The 21,559-nt window shown below is 38.2% G+C and carries 18 protein-coding genes and 9 tRNA genes; 8 read left to right on the top strand and 19 right to left on the bottom strand.

All coding sequences use genetic code 11. The features are described from left to right. Positions 1-140: 140 nt before the first annotated feature. From sbmA to AW165_RS12850, 6 genes are all read right to left on the bottom strand, one after another. On the bottom strand, positions 141-1,334 hold the full coding sequence (gene sbmA / locus AW165_RS12870) for a peptide antibiotic transporter SbmA (protein WP_032005414.1): 1,194 nt from the start codon (positions 1,332-1,334) through the stop codon (positions 141-143). Positions 1,335-1,571: 237 nt separating this feature from the next. Beyond that, entirely contained in the window at positions 1,572-2,807 is a 1,236-nt protein-coding gene (locus AW165_RS12865; protein WP_060466052.1) for a threonine ammonia-lyase, read from the bottom strand. Between the two features lie 203 nt (positions 2,808-3,010). After that, positions 3,011-3,985 (bottom strand): patatin-like phospholipase family protein, encoded by a 975-nt coding sequence (locus AW165_RS12860; protein WP_005804673.1) that lies wholly within the window; start codon positions 3,983-3,985, stop codon positions 3,011-3,013. Between the two features lie 170 nt (positions 3,986-4,155). Further along, on the bottom strand, positions 4,156-5,631 hold the full coding sequence (locus AW165_RS12855) for an alanine/glycine:cation symporter family protein (protein WP_017400234.1): 1,476 nt from the start codon (positions 5,629-5,631) through the stop codon (positions 4,156-4,158). 99 nt (positions 5,632-5,730) lie between these two features. Beyond that, complete coding sequence (locus AW165_RS19325) at positions 5,731-5,871, bottom strand: hypothetical protein (RefSeq protein WP_014207545.1); 141 nt, start codon at positions 5,869-5,871, stop codon at positions 5,731-5,733. Between the two features lie 183 nt (positions 5,872-6,054). Further along, entirely contained in the window at positions 6,055-6,258 is a 204-nt protein-coding gene (locus AW165_RS12850) for a hypothetical protein (protein ID WP_005064392.1), read from the bottom strand. Positions 6,259-6,768: 510 nt separating this feature from the next. Between AW165_RS12850 and AW165_RS12845 the strand changes: the two genes are divergently transcribed. After that, positions 6,769-7,476, top strand: coding sequence for a nitroreductase (locus AW165_RS12845; protein WP_060466051.1), 708 nt, complete (start codon positions 6,769-6,771; stop codon positions 7,474-7,476). A 25-nt stretch (positions 7,477-7,501) separates the two neighbouring features. Here AW165_RS12845 and AW165_RS12840 read toward each other — a convergent pair whose 3' ends face one another. Further along, entirely contained in the window at positions 7,502-8,716 is a 1,215-nt protein-coding gene (locus AW165_RS12840) for a multidrug effflux MFS transporter (RefSeq protein WP_060466050.1), read from the bottom strand. Between the two features lie 127 nt (positions 8,717-8,843). Here AW165_RS12840 and yccS point away from each other — a divergent pair, with 127 nt between their 5' ends. The 4 genes from yccS (at position 8,844) to AW165_RS12820 (ending at position 15,338) form a co-directional block, all read left to right on the top strand. Continuing rightward, on the top strand, positions 8,844-11,018 hold the full coding sequence (gene yccS, locus AW165_RS12835) for a YccS family putative transporter (protein WP_017400237.1): 2,175 nt from the start codon (positions 8,844-8,846) through the stop codon (positions 11,016-11,018). 100 nt (positions 11,019-11,118) lie between these two features. Continuing rightward, complete coding sequence (locus AW165_RS12830) at positions 11,119-11,694, top strand: SdpI family protein (protein ID WP_002116136.1); 576 nt, start codon at positions 11,119-11,121, stop codon at positions 11,692-11,694. A 155-nt stretch (positions 11,695-11,849) separates the two neighbouring features. Next, positions 11,850-14,438, top strand: coding sequence for a PepSY domain-containing protein (locus AW165_RS12825; protein WP_060466049.1), 2,589 nt, complete (start codon positions 11,850-11,852; stop codon positions 14,436-14,438). Between the two features lie 114 nt (positions 14,439-14,552). Beyond that, positions 14,553-15,338 carry a YdcF family protein gene (locus AW165_RS12820; RefSeq protein ID WP_060466048.1) on the top strand — a complete coding sequence of 262 codons (786 nt, stop codon included), beginning with the start codon at positions 14,553-14,555 and terminating at the stop codon, positions 15,336-15,338. 373 nt (positions 15,339-15,711) lie between these two features. On the opposite strand, the gene AW165_RS12815 is transcribed toward AW165_RS12820, so the two are convergent. The 11 genes from AW165_RS12815 to AW165_RS12765 all read right to left on the bottom strand — a co-directional run bounded on the left by AW165_RS12815 (position 15,712) and on the right by AW165_RS12765 (position 17,973). Continuing rightward, positions 15,712-15,787: transfer RNA gene (locus AW165_RS12815), tRNA-Val, on the bottom strand. Between the two features lie 66 nt (positions 15,788-15,853). Next, positions 15,854-15,930, bottom strand: a tRNA-Asp gene (locus tag AW165_RS12810). Positions 15,931-15,966: 36 nt separating this feature from the next. Beyond that, a tRNA-Val gene (locus tag AW165_RS12805) sits at positions 15,967-16,042 on the bottom strand. A gap of 89 nt (positions 16,043-16,131) precedes the next feature. Continuing rightward, positions 16,132-16,208, bottom strand: a tRNA-Asp gene (locus AW165_RS12800). A 47-nt stretch (positions 16,209-16,255) separates the two neighbouring features. Next, positions 16,256-16,332, bottom strand: a tRNA-Asp gene (locus AW165_RS12795). Between the two features lie 47 nt (positions 16,333-16,379). Continuing rightward, a tRNA-Asp gene (locus tag AW165_RS12790) sits at positions 16,380-16,456 on the bottom strand. A 47-nt stretch (positions 16,457-16,503) separates the two neighbouring features. Continuing rightward, a tRNA-Asp gene (locus AW165_RS12785) sits at positions 16,504-16,580 on the bottom strand. Between the two features lie 47 nt (positions 16,581-16,627). Further along, a tRNA-Asp gene (locus tag AW165_RS12780) sits at positions 16,628-16,704 on the bottom strand. A gap of 24 nt (positions 16,705-16,728) precedes the next feature. Continuing rightward, positions 16,729-16,804, bottom strand: a tRNA-Val gene (locus AW165_RS12775). Between the two features lie 206 nt (positions 16,805-17,010). Next, positions 17,011-17,514 carry a cell wall-recycling L,D-carboxypeptidase ElsL gene (gene elsL, locus AW165_RS12770; RefSeq protein WP_057070566.1) on the bottom strand — a complete coding sequence of 168 codons (504 nt, stop codon included), beginning with the start codon at positions 17,512-17,514 and terminating at the stop codon, positions 17,011-17,013. Between the two features lie 90 nt (positions 17,515-17,604). Next, positions 17,605-17,973 carry a YbaN family protein gene (locus tag AW165_RS12765; RefSeq protein ID WP_017400240.1) on the bottom strand — a complete coding sequence of 123 codons (369 nt, stop codon included), beginning with the start codon at positions 17,971-17,973 and terminating at the stop codon, positions 17,605-17,607. Between the two features lie 103 nt (positions 17,974-18,076). Between AW165_RS12765 and AW165_RS12760 the strand changes: the two genes are divergently transcribed. The 3 genes from AW165_RS12760 to dapE all read left to right on the top strand — a co-directional run bounded on the left by AW165_RS12760 (position 18,077) and on the right by dapE (position 20,488). Beyond that, on the top strand, positions 18,077-18,958 hold the full coding sequence (locus AW165_RS12760) for a DUF1853 family protein (protein ID WP_060466047.1): 882 nt from the start codon (positions 18,077-18,079) through the stop codon (positions 18,956-18,958). A gap of 123 nt (positions 18,959-19,081) precedes the next feature. Continuing rightward, a complete protein-coding gene (locus tag AW165_RS12755; protein ID WP_014207555.1) occupies positions 19,082-19,225 on the top strand; it encodes an entericidin A/B family lipoprotein in 144 nt (47 codons plus the stop codon). A 126-nt stretch (positions 19,226-19,351) separates the two neighbouring features. Further along, positions 19,352-20,488, top strand: a complete 1,137-nt coding sequence (dapE, locus tag AW165_RS12750; protein ID WP_005064372.1) for a succinyl-diaminopimelate desuccinylase — start codon at positions 19,352-19,354, stop codon at positions 20,486-20,488. 135 nt (positions 20,489-20,623) lie between these two features. Here dapE and AW165_RS12745 read toward each other — a convergent pair whose 3' ends face one another. Continuing rightward, positions 20,624-21,505: an alpha/beta fold hydrolase gene (locus AW165_RS12745; RefSeq protein ID WP_060466046.1), complete on the bottom strand. Its 882-nt coding sequence runs from the start codon at positions 21,503-21,505 to the stop codon at positions 20,624-20,626. Positions 21,506-21,559 lie beyond the last annotated feature (54 nt).

Raw genomic sequence — 21,559 nt, 5'->3', positions numbered from 1 at the left:
AATATTTTCAAAAATATATTTTTATATAAATCAAAATTATAAACGAAGAAACTTACCAAATCTTTTATTCTACTAAATACTTAATATTCTAAAGATGCCATGGCTTGAACCAAGGCATCTTTCAGAGATATGATTACTTTTTAATCTAAAATTTTCTCAAATATTCTTAAACGCTTATAAATTGAAAGCAGTTCAATAATCGTTTTCCATGAACTAATTAAATATTGGAATGATTCACGGACTTTATCAAAAACATTACCTATTTGCGTAATTAAACCCAATGTCATTTTACCTGCGGCAATAGAAGGGAATAAAACAACTAGACTATATAAAATATCTAATTGGATATACCAAATACTAACTAAATTAAAATAAGAGTAATGCAGATATAAACGGAAATAATTCAGCCTAACACTTGAGAACAATTCTCTTAATGTTTTTGGCTGTGCACGCTCCTCATGATCCTCACCATAGACAAGTTCTTTACGATAGGCAGCTTCTACTTTTTGATTATTAAACTGTAAACCAGGTAATTTAATACCAACCACCATTAATAGAACAGTACCAAAAACAGCCCATACAATTGCAGCCCAGACCAATGAATGATCAATTTCACCTACAATAGGCAGTACTCTAACTTGTTTAGAAAGTTCAAAAAGAATAGGTAAAAAGGCAATTAAAACCATTATAGCCTTAACAAAATTTACTCCGAGGTCTTCTAAAACAGAGGCGAAACGCATGGTATCTTCTTGAACACGCTGTGAAGCCCCCTCGATATGACGAAGCTTTTCCCAATGCTCTGTGTAATATTCATTCATTGCTGTACGCCAGCGGAATACATAATGACTAGCAAAAAAAGCATTAATAACAGCTAAAGTCACACCGACCATCGCAATTAAAAGAAATGTAACTGTTCCCATATAAAGTTTATTAATATCACCACCACCGTGATCCAACATACTTTGAATGAGATTATAAAAAGGCCCATACCATGCATTAACAGCTACACTAACCTGAACGCTAAACCAGATATTGAATAAAATAAACGCCGAGCCCCACACAGACCAACGTTGCCAAGGGTTATTCGATATAGTCCTCCAGAAACCAGCAAAAAGCGCAGTAGAGACTAAAAACCAAACATAAAACCATAAGAAAGTGGGAGACCAAAAACGGCTCACACCTAATGGTGGTTGAACATCATGGTAGCCCTTAGCAAAGCCGATAAAAGTTCCCCATGTGTTCCCACCTGAGTACCAGAGCACCATATTGAGCGCGATCCAAATGACCGCAGATATAAAAAAATACCTTGGTGATGGAAAAAATGATTTGAACATTGAGCGTGGATATCCCTATATTTCTTCAAATTTACAATGAAAGGAATACTAAAACCTAAACCTTAAAATTGTGAAGGGTAAAGTTTAGAGAATTGTCAGTTTTTCCTGTTCCATTGAAGGATTTGATCGTTTTTTTGTAAATTAATCCCTTTTTTGGCAATTTAATCCATTTAAATTACCTTGTATATGACTCTCGATAGAGCCATATACAGCTTTATAACACAGTGATATCAGAGATTAAATCTCTTCTTTACGAACAATATAGCCTTCTAATTGCATTGCTTGAATGAGCAAATCTAGGTCCGAGGCACTTTTTAACTCTACATCAACGCTCACAGCGCTTTCTTTGGCACGGCTTGTTGCCGCAAAGCGTTCATGACGCAGCTCATAAATATTACCACCCTGCTCAGCAATAATGGCCGTCAAACGAGCTAAAGCACCTGGATTATCTGGTAATTCAACACGAATACGAACCATCCGACCTGTACGGGTTAAATGGCGTTGTAATACAGAGACCATAACACGTGTATCAATATTGCCACCTGACAGAACCACACCTAATTTATGACCTAAAAACAGATCGGGACGCGACATAATTGCAGCAATACCTGTCGCTCCTGCTCCTTCACATACTGTTTTTTCAATATTAAGTAATAGTGCAATCGCTTCTTCAATCATGTCTTCAGTGACAACGACAATGTCATCAACATATTCTTTAGCAACTTGGGTCGTAAGCTCACCTGGAGTTTTTACCGCAATACCCTCAGCAACAGTAGAGCCCATTGAAACCGCATGTTGATAATTGCAAAGTAGTTTTGCCATACTTGGGTATACAACTGATTGCACCCCAATAATTTTGATTTTTGGATTGATCGCTTTAGCAGCAATTGCAATACCAGAAATTAAACCGCCACCACCAATTGGCACAACCAAAATATCCAGATCAGGCACAGCCACAAGCATTTCAAGTGCAATGGTGCCTTGACCCGCAATAATTTCAGCATCATCAAATGGGTGGATAATCGTTAAAGATTCTTCTTGTGCAACACGATGCATTTCAGCAGCAGCTTCTGAAAAGTCCTGCCCATGCAAAATAACGCGCGCACCGTACTCACGTACTCGTTGCACCTTAACATTTGGCGTAGATTTCGGCATTACAATAGTTGCAGTCACACCTGTCCGCTGAGCATGGTAGGCTACACCTTGTGCATGATTGCCTGCCGAAGCTGCAATAACACCATGTTGCTTTTCTTGCTCAGATAAACACAACAGTTTATTCAGAGCACCCCGCTCTTTAAATGAAGCTGTAAATTGTAAGTTTTCAAATTTCAACCACATCTCAGCCCCTAAGGTTTTAGAAATGGTCTCTGAGAAAACAAAGGGAGTTTTTACAACTAAACCTTCCAAACGCTCTGCGGCAGCATGAACATCATCTAATGTTGGAAAGCCATTTTTAACCTGTTGCTGTATCATTTATCCAGTCAGCCTCAATACACTACAAATCAATTATTTTTAAAAAACGGCAACAATATTTCATATTAACCATTAGAGTTTTCAGCATATCCAACATGTCTCTAATATACAAAAAATTTTATTCCAAAAATTGAAGATTTAGACTTCCATAAAAAAAACCCTATGTGGGCTTTTTTTATAACTTTCAGAATATTAACGTTTATTTATTGGCTTTGAGCACTCAAGCCTTCCGTAGACATATTTTGTTCAGCTATTTTTTCATCAATAGCAAACTGAATATCAGAAAGCTTGGCATTAGCTGCATCTATACCAGATTTCATAGTAGCTTCACGGCCTTTGACATCAAAAATATGTGCTTTTTCTCTTAAATCTGGCTGAATAACAACATCTGCATATTGTAATTCTTCTGCTGCCAAACGCCCTTGCATGATATTAATATTCTGGTTAAACAGTCCCCAGACATTCGATGTTTCTGTGTAAATAGGCTGAGCTAAAATATCAACTGCAATAATGACATCAGCCCCTAAATCACGAGCCACTTCAACCGGTACAGGACTCACCAACCCACCGTCTACATATTCAGATTTACCAATTTTAGTTGGCACAAACATACTCGGAATCGAAGCAGAGGCTCTTACGGCTTGACCGGTATTGCCGTAGTTAAATACGGTCTTAGTGCCATGCTTTAGTTCAGTTGCCACCACATACATTGGGATCTTCATTTTTTCGAGTGGCATGTTATTTACTTGCTGGTTAACGTAGTTCTCTACTTTTTTACCATCAAAAAAACCTTTTAAACCGATACTAATGTCACGGACATCGCCAGCTTTCATTTTTAAAGCAGTATCACGCAGTTCAGCAGGTGTTTTACCACTCGCATAAATTGCCCCAACAATACTACCCGCACTCGTACCCACAATAAAATCCGGGCGAATACCATGTTGTTCTAAAACTTCAATCACCCCTATATGAGCATAGCCTCGTGCCCCACCGCTACCCAATACAAGCGCAACAACAGGACGTTTTTGCATTTTTTTAATTCTTGCAAAAGGTTGATCGACAGGACGAGCATAAGCTTCTGTCGTTTGCGGTTTTAGAGCAGCAGACAAGTGTGTGGTGGTCTGGCATCCCGCCAACACCATAGAGAGTCCGAGAACCCACAATTTAAGCTGTTTCATGGCCCATCTTCGTACTATGAGGTTTAAGTTCGGATTGCAATTTTAGTTGCTACTTTCGTGAAAAGCTGTAGTGAATTTATTTAATTTGTCATGTTTAAAATTTAGACTCAAGTATTTTATTTGTCCCCTATATAAAAAAGGCCCCTTATGTATAAGAGGCCTTTTGAAACTTACCAGATATCTGAATCAACTTTTTTCTTCAATTCCGGATACTTGTCAATTTTAAACTCAGGCTCTTTAATGCCTCGTTTCAATTGCTCGCGGTAATCTTTTAACAAAGTACGTGCCATTGGCGTTAATAGTAAAATTGCAATCAAGTTAATGGTTGCCATGATACCCATAAACAAGTCAGCCATTGACCAAACGAGCGGAACACTACCGATTGCACCGAAGTACACCATCACCAATACGAAAATACGGAAGATGAACATGACTTTCGGGTTGTTATTAATAAACTGTACATTACCTTCTGCATAAGCATAGTTACCTAATACAGCTGAATAGCAGAATAAGAATAATAGAACCGCTAGGAAATCAGATCCCCAATGTCCAACTTGAGTTTCTAAGGCACGTTGTGTTAATTCAACACCAACAAAGCCTGCGTCTTGGTATACGCCAGAAACTAAGATGATGATTGCGGTACTTGTACATACAATGAACGTATCTACGAATACACCAAGCATTTGCACTAAACCTTGGTTTACAGGATGTTTTACATCAGATGCAGCAGCCGCGTTTGGTGCAGAACCCATACCTGCTTCGTTTGAGAACAAACCACGTTTAATACCTTGCATCATTGCCATTGACACTGCCGCACCGAAGAAACCACCTGCCGCAGCATTGAAGTGGAAAGCTTCAGTCACAATCAGCTTTAAAATATCAGGCAAAATTGCATAGTTACTAATTGCAATATAAAGAGCAACAGATAGGTAAAGACCAGCTTTTAAAGGTACAAACATCTCTGCAAATTTAGCGATACGTTTAATACCACCAAAAATTGCCAATGCAACCATAACAACAAGCGCAAGGCCAACCCATGAAATTTCTAGATCAACACCACCTAAATGAGCAACAAGATTAGCTTTGTCCCAACCCCAAGCATGTGAAGAAGCATTAGCAATCGCATTAATTTGGACTGAGTTGAATACGAAACCGTAGGTAAAGATGAGTGCTAGTGCGAAAACCACACCAAAGGTTTTACTGCGTAAACCTTGGGTAATGTAGTAAGCTGGTCCACCGCGGAACTGTTTAGTCTTGTTATCTCGAACTTTAAAGAGCTGAGCAAGTGTAGACTCAATAAAAGCAGAGCTCATACCAAGTACAGCAGTTACCCACATCCAAAACACAGCACCAGGGCCACCAATTGCGATCGCAATTGCCACACCTGCAATGTTACCCACCCCAACACGGCTCGCAAGACCCGTTACAAAAGCTTGGAAAGGTGTAAGTCCATGCTCATCTTCGCCTTCTGTACGGCTGCTTTTCATGACACGGATACTTTGCAAGAACATGCGGATCTGCACTGCCCCTGTTAAGACCGTATAAAAAATACCGACAGCCAGCAAGAAAATAACCAGAAAATCCCATAAAGGATCATTAAAAAATTGTACCCACGACATCAGTGTGGCATTGAGTTGTTCATTCATACTCGGTCCGCTTACGTTCTTGCTAATGTGCTAATAGCACAAGCCAAAATACTGCAATAAACAAAAAAGCCCCTCAAAATAGGGACTTCTTCAGTACATTTAAGGAAAAACTTTTAATGTCACTTGAATAGCAATTAACGTCACAAGTTTAAGCAACATAATGCCCAGCACTAAGCCTTTGAAGGTTGCATGAGAGAAAGCACCCTTCAGATAAAATGAATTCATCGCACCACTGAACATATTCCCATTTGGGTGAACAGAATGCATCGACTCGGCTACAAACTTGGAAACTAACAAATGACCACCGCTAAATCAGCTCGTTTAATGATTCCCATCAATTAATCGAGTTATAAAAATCTGGATTTAAGCCAATAAGCATATTTACATATACTTGAGAGCGAATGTCTAAAATGGATATGAATTTCAAAGACTGTAACGAGCCATCGCCATAACGCGGCTATCTGCGCCCTTTTCCCTCTGATTGGAGAAGAGTGCATTTAGATCTGTACCAAGCTGTTGTATTTCTTGTGGCTCAGTAGTTGCGTGAGTTACGTTCATTTTCATGGTTGCAATGGTAATCGCCAATCCTTGTTTCATGAACTGCTTGTTGATGAGCGGTAAACTCATGTAAAGCTCCTTATTCCTCGTGTATTTCTCCATTTCTACATCCAAATCCTTTTTGTAAAGGGATTTTGTATGCAGCCATTTCTTTCCTAACATGAGTATGGAGAAATCATACCTGCGTAAAAAAGTCGGTATTATGCAGAAATTTAAAATTTTGTGTATGTTTTTCATTAAAAATTTATGTTATTTCCGATTATTTTTTATCCAAAATCATCTGTTTTGTACTGTTTTTAAACATATTATACCTTTTTTTCAATTGAGTGATTTTTAATCCAACTGATGCTATAAATTTATTTTTATAGTCAAAAACATCATACTTTTTTGTCTATTTAGATCTAAAGTGGCATATTCACATTAGATTTAATTAGACATTATATCCAAACTAAACACATCATCATATCTTTAAGGATATCCCTTTTCTAATATTTTTTGCTTATAAATGAAGTACTTTCAAAACATGAAATTAAACTTCAAAAAAGTATTAAGTATTTAAGAAAAGATATAGGAGTACGCATGAATCTGGAACAAGTTCGTCTCGTTGATGAAGCTATCACTTCTCGACATTCTGTCCGCGCTTTTTTAAATACTCCAATTGAGCCAGAAGTCATTAAAGATATATTACGAGTCGCAAGTCGAGCACCTTCTGGAACGAACACTCAACCATGGAAAGTCTATGTGGTCACAGGCAAAAAGCGTGATGAAATGGTTGAACGTGTCTGCGCTGCACAAATTGAAGTTTCAAAAAATCCTGAGCCAGCAGAACAATATAAAGAGACTTTTGCCTATTACCCTGAAAAATGGATATCCCCTTTTATTGACCGCCGCCGCGAGAATGGTTGGGGACTCTACGGTTTACTCGAAATCAAAAAGGGCGAAAAAGAAAAAATGGCTGAACAGCAGCTACGTAATTTTAAATTGTTTGATGCACCAGTCGGCCTTTTCTTTACCGTAAATAAAACGATGGGAATCGGCTCTAAAATGGATATCGCAATGATGATCCAAAACGTGATGGTCGCTGCCAAGGCACGTGGCTTAGATACATGCCCACAAGCAGCTTGGAATCATTTTCACCCTATTGTTTTAGATATAGTAGGTGCATCAGATGATGAAGAACTGGTATGTGCAATTGCATTAGGTCATGCTGACCCAGATCATATTGTAAATACCTTTATTACGCCTAGAGAACCTGTTGAACATTTCACAGTTTTTCTAGACGAATAAGCTATAAGTGGCCATTCTCGTCAAGTTATGAGAATGGCTTGGTTTTGACCTGTTGTGTCGCTTTCAAGACGACAATAAAACCACTTAGTGTAAATAACACCATCATTACGCCCATATTGAGCGATGCGGACCAAATCAGGAAGTTAAGAAGCACGCCTCCTAAAAGGCCACAAGCGAATTGCATACTTCCCATAATTGCACTTGCCGTTCCAGCGCGAGCACCTTGTTTGGACATTGCTAACGCCATAGCATTTGGGCCTGTTAAACCAATGCCTGAAATAGCTAAAAATAACCCTACCATAACCAGCCATAAAGGCGCCGCAGGAATTAAACCAGCAGTAAATACAATGATGGCTCCAGTCACTTGCACAAGTGAACCCGATTTTAAGCGTTTGGTAATTTCAACACGTGTTGTTAAATGCTTGTTTAAAGAGGACATTAACATGATGCCAAAAGCATTTAGTCCAAATACGTAAGCAAACTCTTGCTGATTAAGTCCGTACTGGTCCATAAACACTGCAGGTGCTGAGCTGATATAGCAAAATAATGCAGCCCCCGTTAAACAGCCTGCAAACATAGGTAAGCGGAAACTCGCATCTTTGAAAATAGCTCCATATAAAGTCACCACTTGATAGAGTGATAGCTTAAGCCTTTTATCATTTGCCAAAGTTTCCTTAAAAAAGAAATGTACGCACAACCAACATAGTGTACCCACAATTGAAAGCGCAATAAAAATAGCCTGCCACGGAAACCAAATTAAAATCCATGCTCCGATCATAGGAGCCAAAATTGGTGCAAGTCCCATGACAATCATCATGCTTGAGAAAGCTTGTGCAGAACCTTGAACGTCCAATTTATCGCGTATTGCTGCACGAGCCATGACTACGCCAACACAACCACCTAAAGCTTGTAAAATACGGGCCGCAATCAAGCTCCATTCATTAGTAGCCATTACACAAAATAAGCTTGCGACTGCATAAAGCGCGAGACCAAAGTAAAGTGGTTTCTTTCTACCGATACGATCGCTTAAAGGACCATAAACCAACTGCCCAATGGCTAAACCAAAAAAATAAGCTGGTAGTGTATTTGCCACCATTTGCGTACTTACCCCAAAATCATGGGCCATTTGTGGTAACGCAGGTAAGTACATATCAATGGATAACGGCCCTAAAGCCGTAAGTAAAGCGAGCAACATAATCCAGCCAATAGAGTATTGACGCTGGGCTGTTTGTTCAGACATAACGATATTTCATTTTTCACTCATTTGCATACAGACAAGCTTACACTGTCTATCGTATGATTTGTGCAACATTGGTGTAGAAATACACAAATCCTTTATCACTCAGGTTGATCAGCAAGGACTTCATTTGAAATCTTGGTTTAAACGCCTAAAAAGAGCGACTTATAACACAACATTTATGTATAACGTGCGAATGCTGATAGCCTTTTCAGGAACTGCTTTCGTGCCTTATTTTTTAGGCTATCAATTAGCAACTATTCCACTCACTTTAGGTGTAGTCGCAGCAGGTTTGAGTGATATTGATGATCGCTTTTCCGTGCGAATCATGAACCTAATTTATACTTATATTGGGTTCTTCGTTACCGCAGCTTCTGTACAACTACTTTTCCCCTACCCAATGGCTTTTGCTTTAGGGTTGATTGCTTCATGTATTGGCTGGATTTTACTAGGTTCATTAGGACGTCGTTACGCCACTATTTCTTATGGCTGTTTGGTTGTTTCGGTCTATACCATGTTGGGTGTTCACCTTTTTGATCACTGGTATATTCAACCTGCTCTTTTAGTTGCAGGTGCTGCTTGGTATGGCCTCATTGCTACTATTAGCTTTTTACTATTTCCGGTTCGCCAACTTCAAGATAAACTCGCAGCGTCTTATGCATCTCTAGGTGATTTTCTATTTGCAAAATCAAATTTATTTGATGTAGATATGACTCCTGCCAGCTATCAGCAAAGTATGATTGAGCTGTCATTAGAAAATGGTAAGTTAATTACGATTTTTAATGACTTAAAAACAGCTTTATTGACTCGTTTAAAAGGTGACCGTGGGCAAAAAGATACACGCCGAAGCTTACATTATTATTTTGTCGCTCAAGACATTCATGAGCGGGCTGACTCAGCCCATATCGACTATCAAAAGTTAGCCAAAATTTTTCAGCACAGTGATATTTTATTTAGATTTCAACGAATTTTGGCGGTTCAAGGCAAAGCTTGCCAAGAGTTAAACGAATGTATTTTACAACGCAAACCTTATAACCATAACAAACGCTTCAAGCAGAGTTTTGAGAACTTAAGACTATCTTTAGAGAAGCTAAGACGTGATCAGCATTATGATCTGTTATGGGTAAATGCTCTCTTCGCTTTATACCAAAATTTAAAATCTATCGACTCTCAGTTACTTAACTTAGAAACGGAACAACACATTCAGTCTGATAAAGTTAAACAAGCAGAGAACCAGCTTAAAGATGATGATTTACAAGGATGGAACGATATTGTCATCCGAATAAAGCAAAATCTAACTCCTGAATCTGTACTTTTCCGCCATGCAATTCGCGTCTCAATTGTTCTTTTTATTGGGTATGTGCTGATTCAAATGACCAATATCGAGTACGGCTATTGGATTATGCTTACAGCCCTATTTGTAAGCCAACCTAACTTCAACGCAACCAAACGTCGCTTACGCTTACGAATTGTCGGAACATTAGTCGGAATTATTGTTGGTCTTACCATTGTATTTCTCGTGCCTTCCGTCGAAGGACAACTATTAATGTTGATCTTGAGCGGGGTACTGTTTTTTGAGTTACGCAGTAAGCAATATGCTCAAGCAACCGCATTTATTACAATTTTGGCATTAATTAACTTTAATCTAGATGGCTCGGCAATGGCTGCTGCTATTCCGCGATTTGTAGATACTTTAATTGGATGTGCCCTAGCTTGGTTTGGAGTGACATTTATTTGGCCTGACTGGAAATTCCGACGCTTACCTCGCAACATCAGACGTTCATTACAAGCTCAATGCAATTATTTAGCTGAAGTTGTTAAACAATATCATGAAGGTCGCAATCATGCGCTGAATTACCGTATTGTAAGACGTGCTGCTCATAATACAGATGCCGAGGTTGCTTCACTTATTTCAACTTTAGCAACAGAGCCAGACTTTGACCCTACCCGTAAGTCGGATATCTTTGAATTTTTATGTTTAAACCATACATTTTTAAGTTATATCGCAGCACTTGGAGCACATCGGGAAAGCATTCAAGATCAAGCTGTTCTTAAACTCTTAGACCAAGCGCTGGATGATATTCAAGGTGCTCTATTAAGAGATGAGATGCCTGATCTTACAGCACAAAATATGCTTCAGACGATACGTCAACGTTTGAGTCAAAATAATGAAGAGGATCAAAAATCACTCATCATTTTACAGCAGCTATCACTCATGCTTGGTGTATTGAACCGTTTTAGTATGCTAAAACAACGCCTAAGTCATGATCTTGATAATGATGCCAGCGAGCTTGCATCGTTATAAATTTGAGTCGGAAATTAGTATGAAATTGGCATAATATCCTTTCCTGACTTATGCCAATTAATGCTAAACTTAAAACAGTTTACAATTTGTTATTTGCACTATGACCGCGAAAACTTTATACGCTTATACGCTTCAGCCTGTTCCCTATGACGTGTCAGAAGCTGAACAACGTAATGCACAGCTTCTTATCTGGCGCAGCACTAATAAAATCAGCACAAAAATTTGGGCAATTATGGGTGTCGTTTTAGCCCTAGCTATATTAGGTCTTATTTTTATTAAGAACTACTCTACTGTTTTTTGCTGGGTTGCTATTGTTGCTGTAGTGCTTTACTACCTAGGTCGTAAATACGGACTAGAGTGGTACGTTAAACGCAAAATGAATGAATTTCCGGTACAGGAAATCAAAGGTATTCGTTTAGGTGTGCAGCCTCATGGTATTGTGATGCGTCAACAAATGGGCTTACAAGAAGGCGTAGGTACTATTGGATGGAAAAATATCTACGAATGGTACAATACACCTGATTTTATTTTGGTCAATTTCAAAGTAAAAGATCCAAAAGGCCAAGAACAACAAGGTGCTTATATCCTACCTAAGCGTATGGATTCTAAAAACTTCTCGTTCAACACAATTCGCACACACTTAAAAGAATCTGTAGGTGAACCAAAAACCTTGTAATTCTAGATTCTATAAAAAGCCTCCTCATGGAGGTTTTTTATTAAGCTAAAAATAAATGATAATGAAAATTAATATTATCTCCAAAATCCATATTATCTCCCCAATCTTCGGCTATACTTCGTTACAAGATCTCCATCATATTTACATTTTCGACCATGTTTAAAAAAATTTTATTTCAAATTCATTGGTTTCTGGGTATTACTGCTGGCCTAATCTTATCCATTATGGGTGTTACAGGTGCAATTTATTCTTATGACCAACAAATTTTAAAATGGGTGAATTCTGATAGTTATGTTGTACAAGCTGAAAACACTCCAAAATTAACTCCTGTTCAGCTATATCAACATTTCAATACAACACAACCTGAAATCAAAATTAATAGCATTACGATCGCCAAGGACCCAACCTCTTCTTCTATTGTAAATATTGAAAAAGAAGGTGAACGCCGTGGCTATAATATGATGGTGAATCCTTATAACGCTGAGATTCTTCCAGATGTTAAAGGCCGAAAGTTGTTGTTACTCATACAACAAATTCATCGTAATTTAACAGCAGGTGAAGTTGGTAAACAAATTACTGGTGCCTGCGCACTCATGCTAATTTACTTCGTACTCAGTGGGTTATATTTACGTTGGCCTAAAAAGCACTCTGTTCGTCAATGGCTTGCTGTTAAACCGAAACTCAAAGGCCGGAATTTTATTTGGGATCTACATGCTGTTGTCGGCACATGGGTCATTGTTTTTTATCTTCTTTTCGCATGTACAGGACTATATTGGTCTTATGATTGGTGGCGTAGTGGCATGTTCAAAGTGATGGGAGTTGAACAGCCTAAACGACAAGATCATGGCGCTGCTCCTCAAAATCAAAATCGTGGAATACAGCACGGTAAACAATCTGACCGTAATAATGATAAAAAATCAGAGCCTCAATTAGATAATACTCAACTCATTACAGCACTTAATCAAACATGGAGTGGCTTCAATAGTCAGGTTGGACGTGATTATTCGACTCTAACATTAAGCTTACCGAAAAAAGATGATGGAAAAATTGAGTTAAGCTTTGTCGATGCTATCCCACAACACGAGCGGGCACGTAACCAAGCCATCTATAATTATCAAACTGGCAACATCGAAAAGATGGAGCTTTACGAAGACAAAAAGCTTAATCAAAAGATTATGAGCAGCATGTTACCCGTACACCGCGGTAGCTTCTTTGGACCAATTTATCAATTCGTTGCAATGCTTGCTTCTCTAGCAATGCCTTTGTTCTTGGTTACTGGGTGGATGCTGTATCTTAAACGCCGTAAACAGAAAAAATTAACACAGGCGGCTCGTCAGTCTTTAGCAGGACAATACATTGATCCAAATGCAGAGCCTTGGCTTATTACTTATGCAACTCAAACCGGCGTAGCTGAACAACTCGCTTGGAGTACGGCAACAAGTTTACAAGAGGCTCATCAACCCGTTCAGGTAAAACCTGTACAGCAGCTAACACAAACTGATTTAGAGCAACATCAGCAGGTTTTATTTGTGATCAGTACTTATGGTACTGGTGATGCTCCTGATCTTGCTACAAGCTTTGCTAAAAAACTTTTAAAATTGAATGTGGATCTTAAGCACATCAACTATGCTATTCTAGCGCTGGGCTCTAAAGAATACCCAGACACTTATTGTAGTTTTGGCCATGCAGTAGATGCTTGGCTTAAAGCAAATGGTGCCCATGCTCTCTTCAATACAATTGAAGTTGATAATGCAAACCCATCGGATATTCAAAAATGGAATCAATCTCTCGCGAAGGCAACTAAATTAGATTTGCATGCGGTAAATCTGGAAAAAGTATTTGATAGTTGGACATTGCAGCAACGTGATTTACTCAATCCAAATAGCTTAGGTCAGCCTGCTTATAATATCGAACTTAAAGCAAATCATGAGGCGATATGGCAAGCGGGTGATATTGCTGAAATCCAGCCTGGTAATAGTCCTGAACGTATTCATGCTTTTTTGCAAAAGCATCATATTCTTAAAAATTCAAAAGTTGATTCATTGCAGATTTCAATCGAAAAAGCGCTTTGGAATAAAGATTTAACTGGTGAAATTGAACCATTTGCCAATCTGGATCATTTATTAGAGCAGCTCCCTACTCTACCAACGCGAGAGTATTCGATTGCGAGTATTCCTTCTCAGCAAGTCCTACGTTTGGTGGTTCGTCAACAATATGATGCGTCTGGTAATTTAGGTTTAGGTTCGGGTTGGCTAACTCAACATACACAAGTTAATAATGAAATCGCTTTGCGTATTCGTACCAATGAATCATTCCATCTTATTGATGATAACCGCCCTATTATTTGTATTGGTAACGGAACTGGTATTGCTGGCTTAATGAGCCTATTACACACCCGTACGCGTCATGATTACACTGAAAACTGGTTAATCTTTGGTGAACGTCAAAGAGCATGTGATTTCTTCTATGCATCAACTATTGAGGCATGGAAAACCACAGGAATGTTAAAGCGCCTCGATTTAGCTTTTTCGAGAGATCAAGCACAACGCATGTATGTTCAAGATGTAATCCGTCAGAACGCAGCAGAATTAGTAAGCTGGGTAGAACGCGGTGCTGTTCTGTATGTATGCGGTAGTATTGATGGTATGGCAAGTGGAGTCGATCAAGCACTTATCGAAATTCTGGGTGAAGAACAGGTAGATGATTTAAGACAACAAGGTCGTTACCGCCGTGATGTTTATTAAAGATCAATAAAAACTAAAACCGAGTAATAGCTTAAATGCTTTACTCGGTTTTTTATTGCATTCAGAATGATTTTGCATACACTGTCTGCAATTTAAATTGCAACTCTAAGCACAATGCAAGTCAGTAAGTGGATCCGTATTTTCCTAGCAATCATTGGTTCAATTTTATTTCTAGATGGATTAGTTCTAATTTGTCTCAATAAAATTAATGTAGGCACCATTATTCCTTTAATTTTAGGTGCTTTCTTCTGCCTATATTCCTTATTTTATTATCATTTAGAGCGCTTTTTCTTCTATCACTATCGCTTACATACACTTTGGCGTTTTGGATGGTTATGCTTCTGGATATGGTTAATTGGCTTAGGCTATTTTTTTAGCTTTATTAAAGAAAATAAAGATACTTCAAATAATATTCCTCCTGTAAAAGCAATTATTGTCTTAGGAAGCGGTGTTGAGAATGGTCAGCCATCCACAATTCTTGCAAAACGTTTAGATACGGCCGCCCCTCTAGCCCTAAAACAGCAGCAAGCACAGATTGTTCTAACAGGTGGTCTTGATTTTTCAGAAAAAGAAAGCGAAGCATTAGTTATGTCTCGTTATCTTGAACAAAAGTATCATATCGCAAGAGATCAAATGATCCTTGAAGATAAAAGCACTAGCACAGAGCTTAACTTAAAAAATAGTAAACCCTTATTAGAACAGCACCACATTACCTTAGAGCAGCCAATCGCTATTGTGACAAGTGATTTTCATATTCCTAGAGCAATAGCAATTGCAAAGAAACAGGGCTATACCCAAGTTTATGGGGTAGCGGCAGAAACACCATTAGCTACTCGTTACAATGCATGGTTACGGGAATATTTCGCATATGCAAGTGGATGGATTTTAAACGAATATTAAAAAATAATTTAATAAAAAAACTGCTATTTAAAAAAATAGCAGTTTTTTTGTGAAAATATTAGTGATCGGTACAAATACAAAGTTGATATTAGCTAGAACTAGTAAATTACAGGCTAGATGCTTATCTTTAACCACTAGTAACGCAATTTAATGAGCTTGAGGAATCTCATCAAAAGCATGAAGAAATACTAATGTTAAAAACTAAAAAAATAGCGATCAGTAAAAAGAATAAATTAAAGATATAAGGTCTTTATTTTTAGAATAGAAAAGTTGTATCTACACCGAACCACATAGTAAATAAATTTACATGTAAGTATAGGATATTTATAGATGAATATGAATTTAGGGGATTTTAAATTTCTGATAGAAATTATGGTGGGCGCTGACGGGATCGAACCGCCGACATTCTGCTTGTAAGGCAGACGCTCTACCAACTGAGCTAAGCGCCCTTAATGAGAAAAGATAGCGAATGTATCTTCATACTCTACATTCTCTAGACAAGGGAATCAAGAGAATGGCGCAGCGGACGGGGCTCGAACCCGCGACCCCCGGCGTGACAGGCCGGTATTCTAACCAACTGAACTACCGCTGCACTACAATACTTTAAAATAAAGTATGGTCACATATATGGTGGGCGCTGACGGGATCGAACCGCCGACATTCTGCTTGTAAGGCAGACGCTCTACCAACTGAGCTAAGCGCCCCAAGAAGAAAAAACTAATAAATTATTAATTTTTCGATTTAAAATTTTTACATCTTAAATCATCTTCCAAACACAACCCGAACTGAAAAGTGGCGCAGCGGACGGGGCTCGAACCCGCGACCCCCGGCGTGACAGGCCGGTATTCTAACCAACTGAACTACCGCTGCACTTTCACAATATCGCAATTGTGGGGTAAACGATGTTAAGTCAAAAGTGGCGCAGCGGACGGGGCTCGAACCCGCGACCCCCGGCGTGACAGGCCGGTATTCTAACCAACTGAACTACCGCTGCACTTTCACAATATCGCAATTGTGGGGTAAACGATGTTAAGTCAAAAGTGGCGCAGCGGACGGGGCTCGAACCCGCGACCCCCGGCGTGACAGGCCGGTATTCTAACCAACTGAACTACCGCTGCACTTTCACAATATCGCAATTGTGGGGTAAACGATGTTAAGTCAAAAGTGGCGCAGCGGACGGGGCTCGAACCCGCGACCCCCGGCGTGACAGGCCGGTATTCTAACCAACTGAACTACCGCTGCACTTTCACAATATCGCAATTGTGGGGTAAACGATGTTAAGTCTTAAGTGGCGCAGCGGACGGGGCTCGAACCCGCGACCCCCGGCGTGACAGGCCGGTATTCTAACCAACTGAACTACCGCTGCACTTGAGAGCTTAACGTAAAGGCTTGGTGGGCGCTGACGGGATCGAACCGCCGACATTCTGCTTGTAAGGCAGACGCTCTACCAACTGAGCTAAGCGCCCTTAACGTCTTCATCGTTTGTGAGGTGCATTATAGAGAATCTTTAACAGGTGTCAAACGCTTTTCGACAACTTTTCAAAAAAATGCGAATGAATGATTAAAAATAAGTCATTATTAAGTAAAAAACAATTTTTTGTATTTTATTTAAGCACTTATTTTAATATTTTGATCATTCAGCTAATTAAATAAGAATTTTTAAAATCTTATTTTAGATCAAAGATTGCTCAGACAAATAAACCAATGCATCTTCAGAGACTAAATCAAACAGTTCAATGATTTCTTCATTACGCATTCGAATACATCCATGTGACATGGGCACACCCATCGGTTCTTTATCAGGTGTGCCATGAATATAGATATAACGCTGCATGGTGTCATGACCTTCGCCTTTATTAAAGCCTTCTTCTAAGCCATCTAACCAAAGAATACGTGACAATATCCAATCTCTTTCAGGGAATTGTGCTGCTAGTTCACTACTATAGACCTCCCCTGTTGGCTTACGTGCAATAAAAACCGCATTTTGAGGAGATTGTGCACCAATTTTTTTTGCAACCCTATGCCATCCACGTGGAGTCCTACCAGTATTCTCTTGCTCACCAATTCCGTTCTTTCCGGTAGAAATGACATAAAACTTATTATGTTTAGGCAAAGTTAATGTTTGATTTGCTAAATCGATGAGGACATCTGCTTCTTCGAGCTTAAATTGAGACATTGAACTTATTCTCTTATATCAACTCAAATACTTTGAGTTTAAGTAAAAATTTATATGAAGAACTTGTCTTGCGCCAAAATTAAAAGATTATCAATCTTTTAATTTTGGCTCAGGGCGTAGCCATAACCAAACTGCAACGATGAACATGGTAGTATCAGTAAAAACCTTGACCCAAAGCGGTGCTGAAGTAAACAGCATTATAAGGCCACTGATTGCCATCATTATGCTTGCAATCCATTTGGCTTTACGTGGTACTGTACCATTGGCTCGCCAATCACGTAATGTTGGGCCATATTTGGGATGGTTTAACAACCAATCATCCATTTGTGGCCATCCTTTTGAAGCTGCCCATGCAGCTAGAATCAAAAACACTGTTGTGGGCATACCTGGTAAAATTGCTCCAATAATGCCTAGCGTGATAAAAATCACGACCAAAGAGCGCCAGAACAATGTTCGCATATATAAACCTTAACCTGCTGTTAGCGTTAGTATAAAGTGTTTTTCTAATATTGTTTGTTGATACCTTATGAAATTAGGATGAATTACTTCGAGTATTAAATATATGAATATTGCCTCAGTGAAAACTTCCTATTTCGAACCATGGCTTCAATTTCAACATCCTATAGTGCGACAGCTGGCTTTTTGTATTGCTAGTCCAAATTTACTTTGCCAATTACCAAAAAGTTTTTCTATACAACACGACTTTAAGCTACACCCAACCGAAGTATGGGAAGAGCATTTCCAAAATTATTTACCACGGTTAAAAGAGCTCGATCAGTCACCAGAGCCTTTAATCCTGTTTTTATCTCAACTTAAAAGTACACGCTTAGGTTTACGCTTTGAGAATTTACTTTGGTTCTGGCTACAAGAGAATAATTATCATCCTTACCAACTATTAGGCCATAGTATTCAAAAAATTGATGGAGCAAAAACTTTAGGTGAGCTAGATTTTTTAATTTTAAATAAAGAAACTCAACAAATTGAACATTGGGAAGTCGCGTTAAAATACTATTTGGGCGAGGCAGACTTACATTTAGAACAATGGATTGGATTAAACCGTCAGGATACTTTGAGCAAGAAACTTTATCATTTTACGAATAAGCAATTTCAATTTTCTGAAGCATTAAATTTTAAGATTCAACAACGTTTTGCGGTTTTAAAAGGACAACTCTACCTGCCATTTCAGTTAAATTCTCAAAAGTCGCTACCAGACTGGATAAATTTAAAGCGTCGTTTGGGATATTGGGGGACTACCATTCCCCATTCTTCTTTTTATCGATTAGAAAGACACGAATGGTTGTGTCCAAATAAAGAGCAGACTTCAAATCCAGCACATTGGTGGACAGACGGTCTATATTGTAAAAATAGTGAAGAGGTTTTGTTTTATATGTTTAGACATCCTTGGTACTTAAACATTAAGCCTCACCTGCAAAAATTAAGCTAATTAACAATAAGTTTTAAGCTTCTAGAAACATTTTATAACGTTTTTACTATTAAACAGTCATGTTTCTTTTTCCGTTTGTTTTTTAATCTAAATTTACTTCATTATTAAATTTAAACGGAGAAAATGATGAAAAAAGTTTTAGCTGCGTCTGTAATGGTTGCTGTTATTTTAACAGGGTGTAATACGTTTAAAGGTTTTGGGCAAGATGTTTCTAAAGCAGGTGATGCTGTAACGAATACTGCTGAAAAAACACAAGATAAAATGTAAGTTAGAGTTGTTACTTCAAAAACCTTATCATTCCGATAAGGTTTTTTTATTTTTACGTACCCATCCCCTAGAGATTCGCCTATTATATCGGACTATATTTCACCTGATCAGCACGCAATTTTCGGTATGAACCATTCAGACACTCTCTCGCTTAGCTTAGAACTGTTACAACAACCTTCTGTTACTCCTATTGATCATACATGCCAAACCATCATGGCAGACCGTTTAGCCAAAATTGGTTTTCATATTGAACCGATGCGTTTTGGTGAAGTTGACAATCTTTGGGCGCGTCGCGGAACTGAAGAACCTGTATTTTGTTTTGCCGGTCATACTGACGTAGTTCCGACAGGCAAGTTAGAAGCATGGAATTCAGATCCGTTTGCACCTGAAATTCGCGATGGAAAATTATATGGTCGTGGTTCGGCCGATATGAAAACAGCACTTGCAGCTATGGTCGTTGCATCTGAACGTTTTGTCGCAAAACATCCTGATCACAAGGGTTCGATTGCTTTTCTAATTACTTCTGATGAAGAAGGACCTGCTATTAACGGTACGGTTAAAGTGATTGAGACTCTTGAAAAACGTAACGAAAAGATGACATGGTGTTTGGTAGGCGAACCTTCTAGTACTCATAAATTGGGTGATATTGTTAAAAATGGTCGTCGTGGTTCACTTAATGCCGTATTAAAAGTTCAAGGTAAGCAAGGTCATGTGGCTTACCCACATTTGGCGCGTAATCCGATTCATGAAGCATCACCAGCTTTAGCAGAACTGTGCCAAACTGTTTGGGATAATGGAAATGAATATTTCCCAGCAACATCATTTCAGATTTCAAATATTCATGCTGGCACTGGCGCAACAAATGTCATTCCTGGCGCACTAGAAGTTACTTTTAACTTCCGTTATTCAACAGAAGTAACAGCAGAACAACTTAAACAACGTGTGCATGAGATTTTAGATAAACACGGTTTACAGTACGAAATCGTTTGGAATCTTTCTGGTTTACCATTCCTAACACCTGTGGGTGAACTCGTTAATGCAGCGCAAACTGCTATTTTGAACGTAACGGGTACTGAAACTGAGCTTTCAACGAGTGGCGGTACTTCTGATGGCCGTTTTATTGCTCCAACAGGCGCACAGGTATTGGAATTAGGTGTTCTTAACGCAACAATTCATCAAATTAACGAACATGTTGATGTACAAGACCTTGATCCACTAACTGATATTTATGAGCAAATTTTGGAAAATTTATTAGCTAAGTAAAAGTTAAGATCCCATGAATTGAAAAAGCGCCCTTTTGGGGGCGTTTTTTATATTTAAAGTATCAATACATTCTTTTAAAATTTTAAAGATTATTTATATTCAATAAACTAGAAAATTAGTTTTAATATAAATGGCTTAAAAAGCTGTTTTTGAATTCTTATCTATCCATTGCAATATAGTTGGCCAGACTTCTTTAGCAGCATTTTGGCTAAGTACAATTCGACTATGAGAATAATTTTCTAAGTTACTATTGGAATAGCCAAATTCTCGAAATACATTATTTTCATTTTCAAAAGCTTGCAAATATTTATAGCATCCTTTAGCAGGGGCAATAAATTTATCGCCAGTCCCGCAAATAGAATATATTGGAACTCTAATAGAGCTCATAAATTTTTTATAATCTATATCTTTAAATTCACTTATAAAATTTTCCTTTAAGTTCCAATTAAACCATGGACGCATCGTGTAATAGGTTTCATTTATTCGCCCCAACTTAAATTTATTAGCAGGAATCTGACCTAGACCTTTTACAACTAATTTTGCAGAAAACAATTTAATAAAATCAAAGGAATTATTTACTGCTCCAAATGCTTGGCAAGCAACAAAAGTAATACTTTGAATATTTTTTAAATATTCAGGATAATTAATTAAGAACATGGTTAAGCATAGCCCTCCACCACTGTGTGTTACACAGTGCAAGGAGGTTATATTAAAATGATGGTGAATGTAATGAAATGCAGTTTTATATTCATATAATGCAACAGTTTCAAAATTAAATGGTATATCTGTTTTTGGGCTAGTACCATGCCCTCGCCACTCTAAAATAAAACAAATATAACCATGATTTGCCAAATAATCTGCAATGCCTATACAAACAGTTTTATCCGAAAATGCACCATGAGATAAGAAAATTGCTTCTTTTTTTATTAGAGAATTATTTCTTTTAGAAATTTCCCATAAAGCAAATTCACCATGATCATCTGTTTTTAAAATATGTAGCTCTTTATGAATTGACATTTATTTTCTGCTATAAAAGATTTTATTCTAGGTTATTTCGCTATGATTAATATA

It is taken from the genome of Acinetobacter sp. LMB-5 (assembly GCF_001541635.1).
Classification (GTDB): domain Bacteria; phylum Pseudomonadota; class Gammaproteobacteria; order Pseudomonadales; family Moraxellaceae; genus Acinetobacter; species Acinetobacter pittii.
This window is presented reverse-complemented; position numbering and strand designations above follow the sequence as displayed.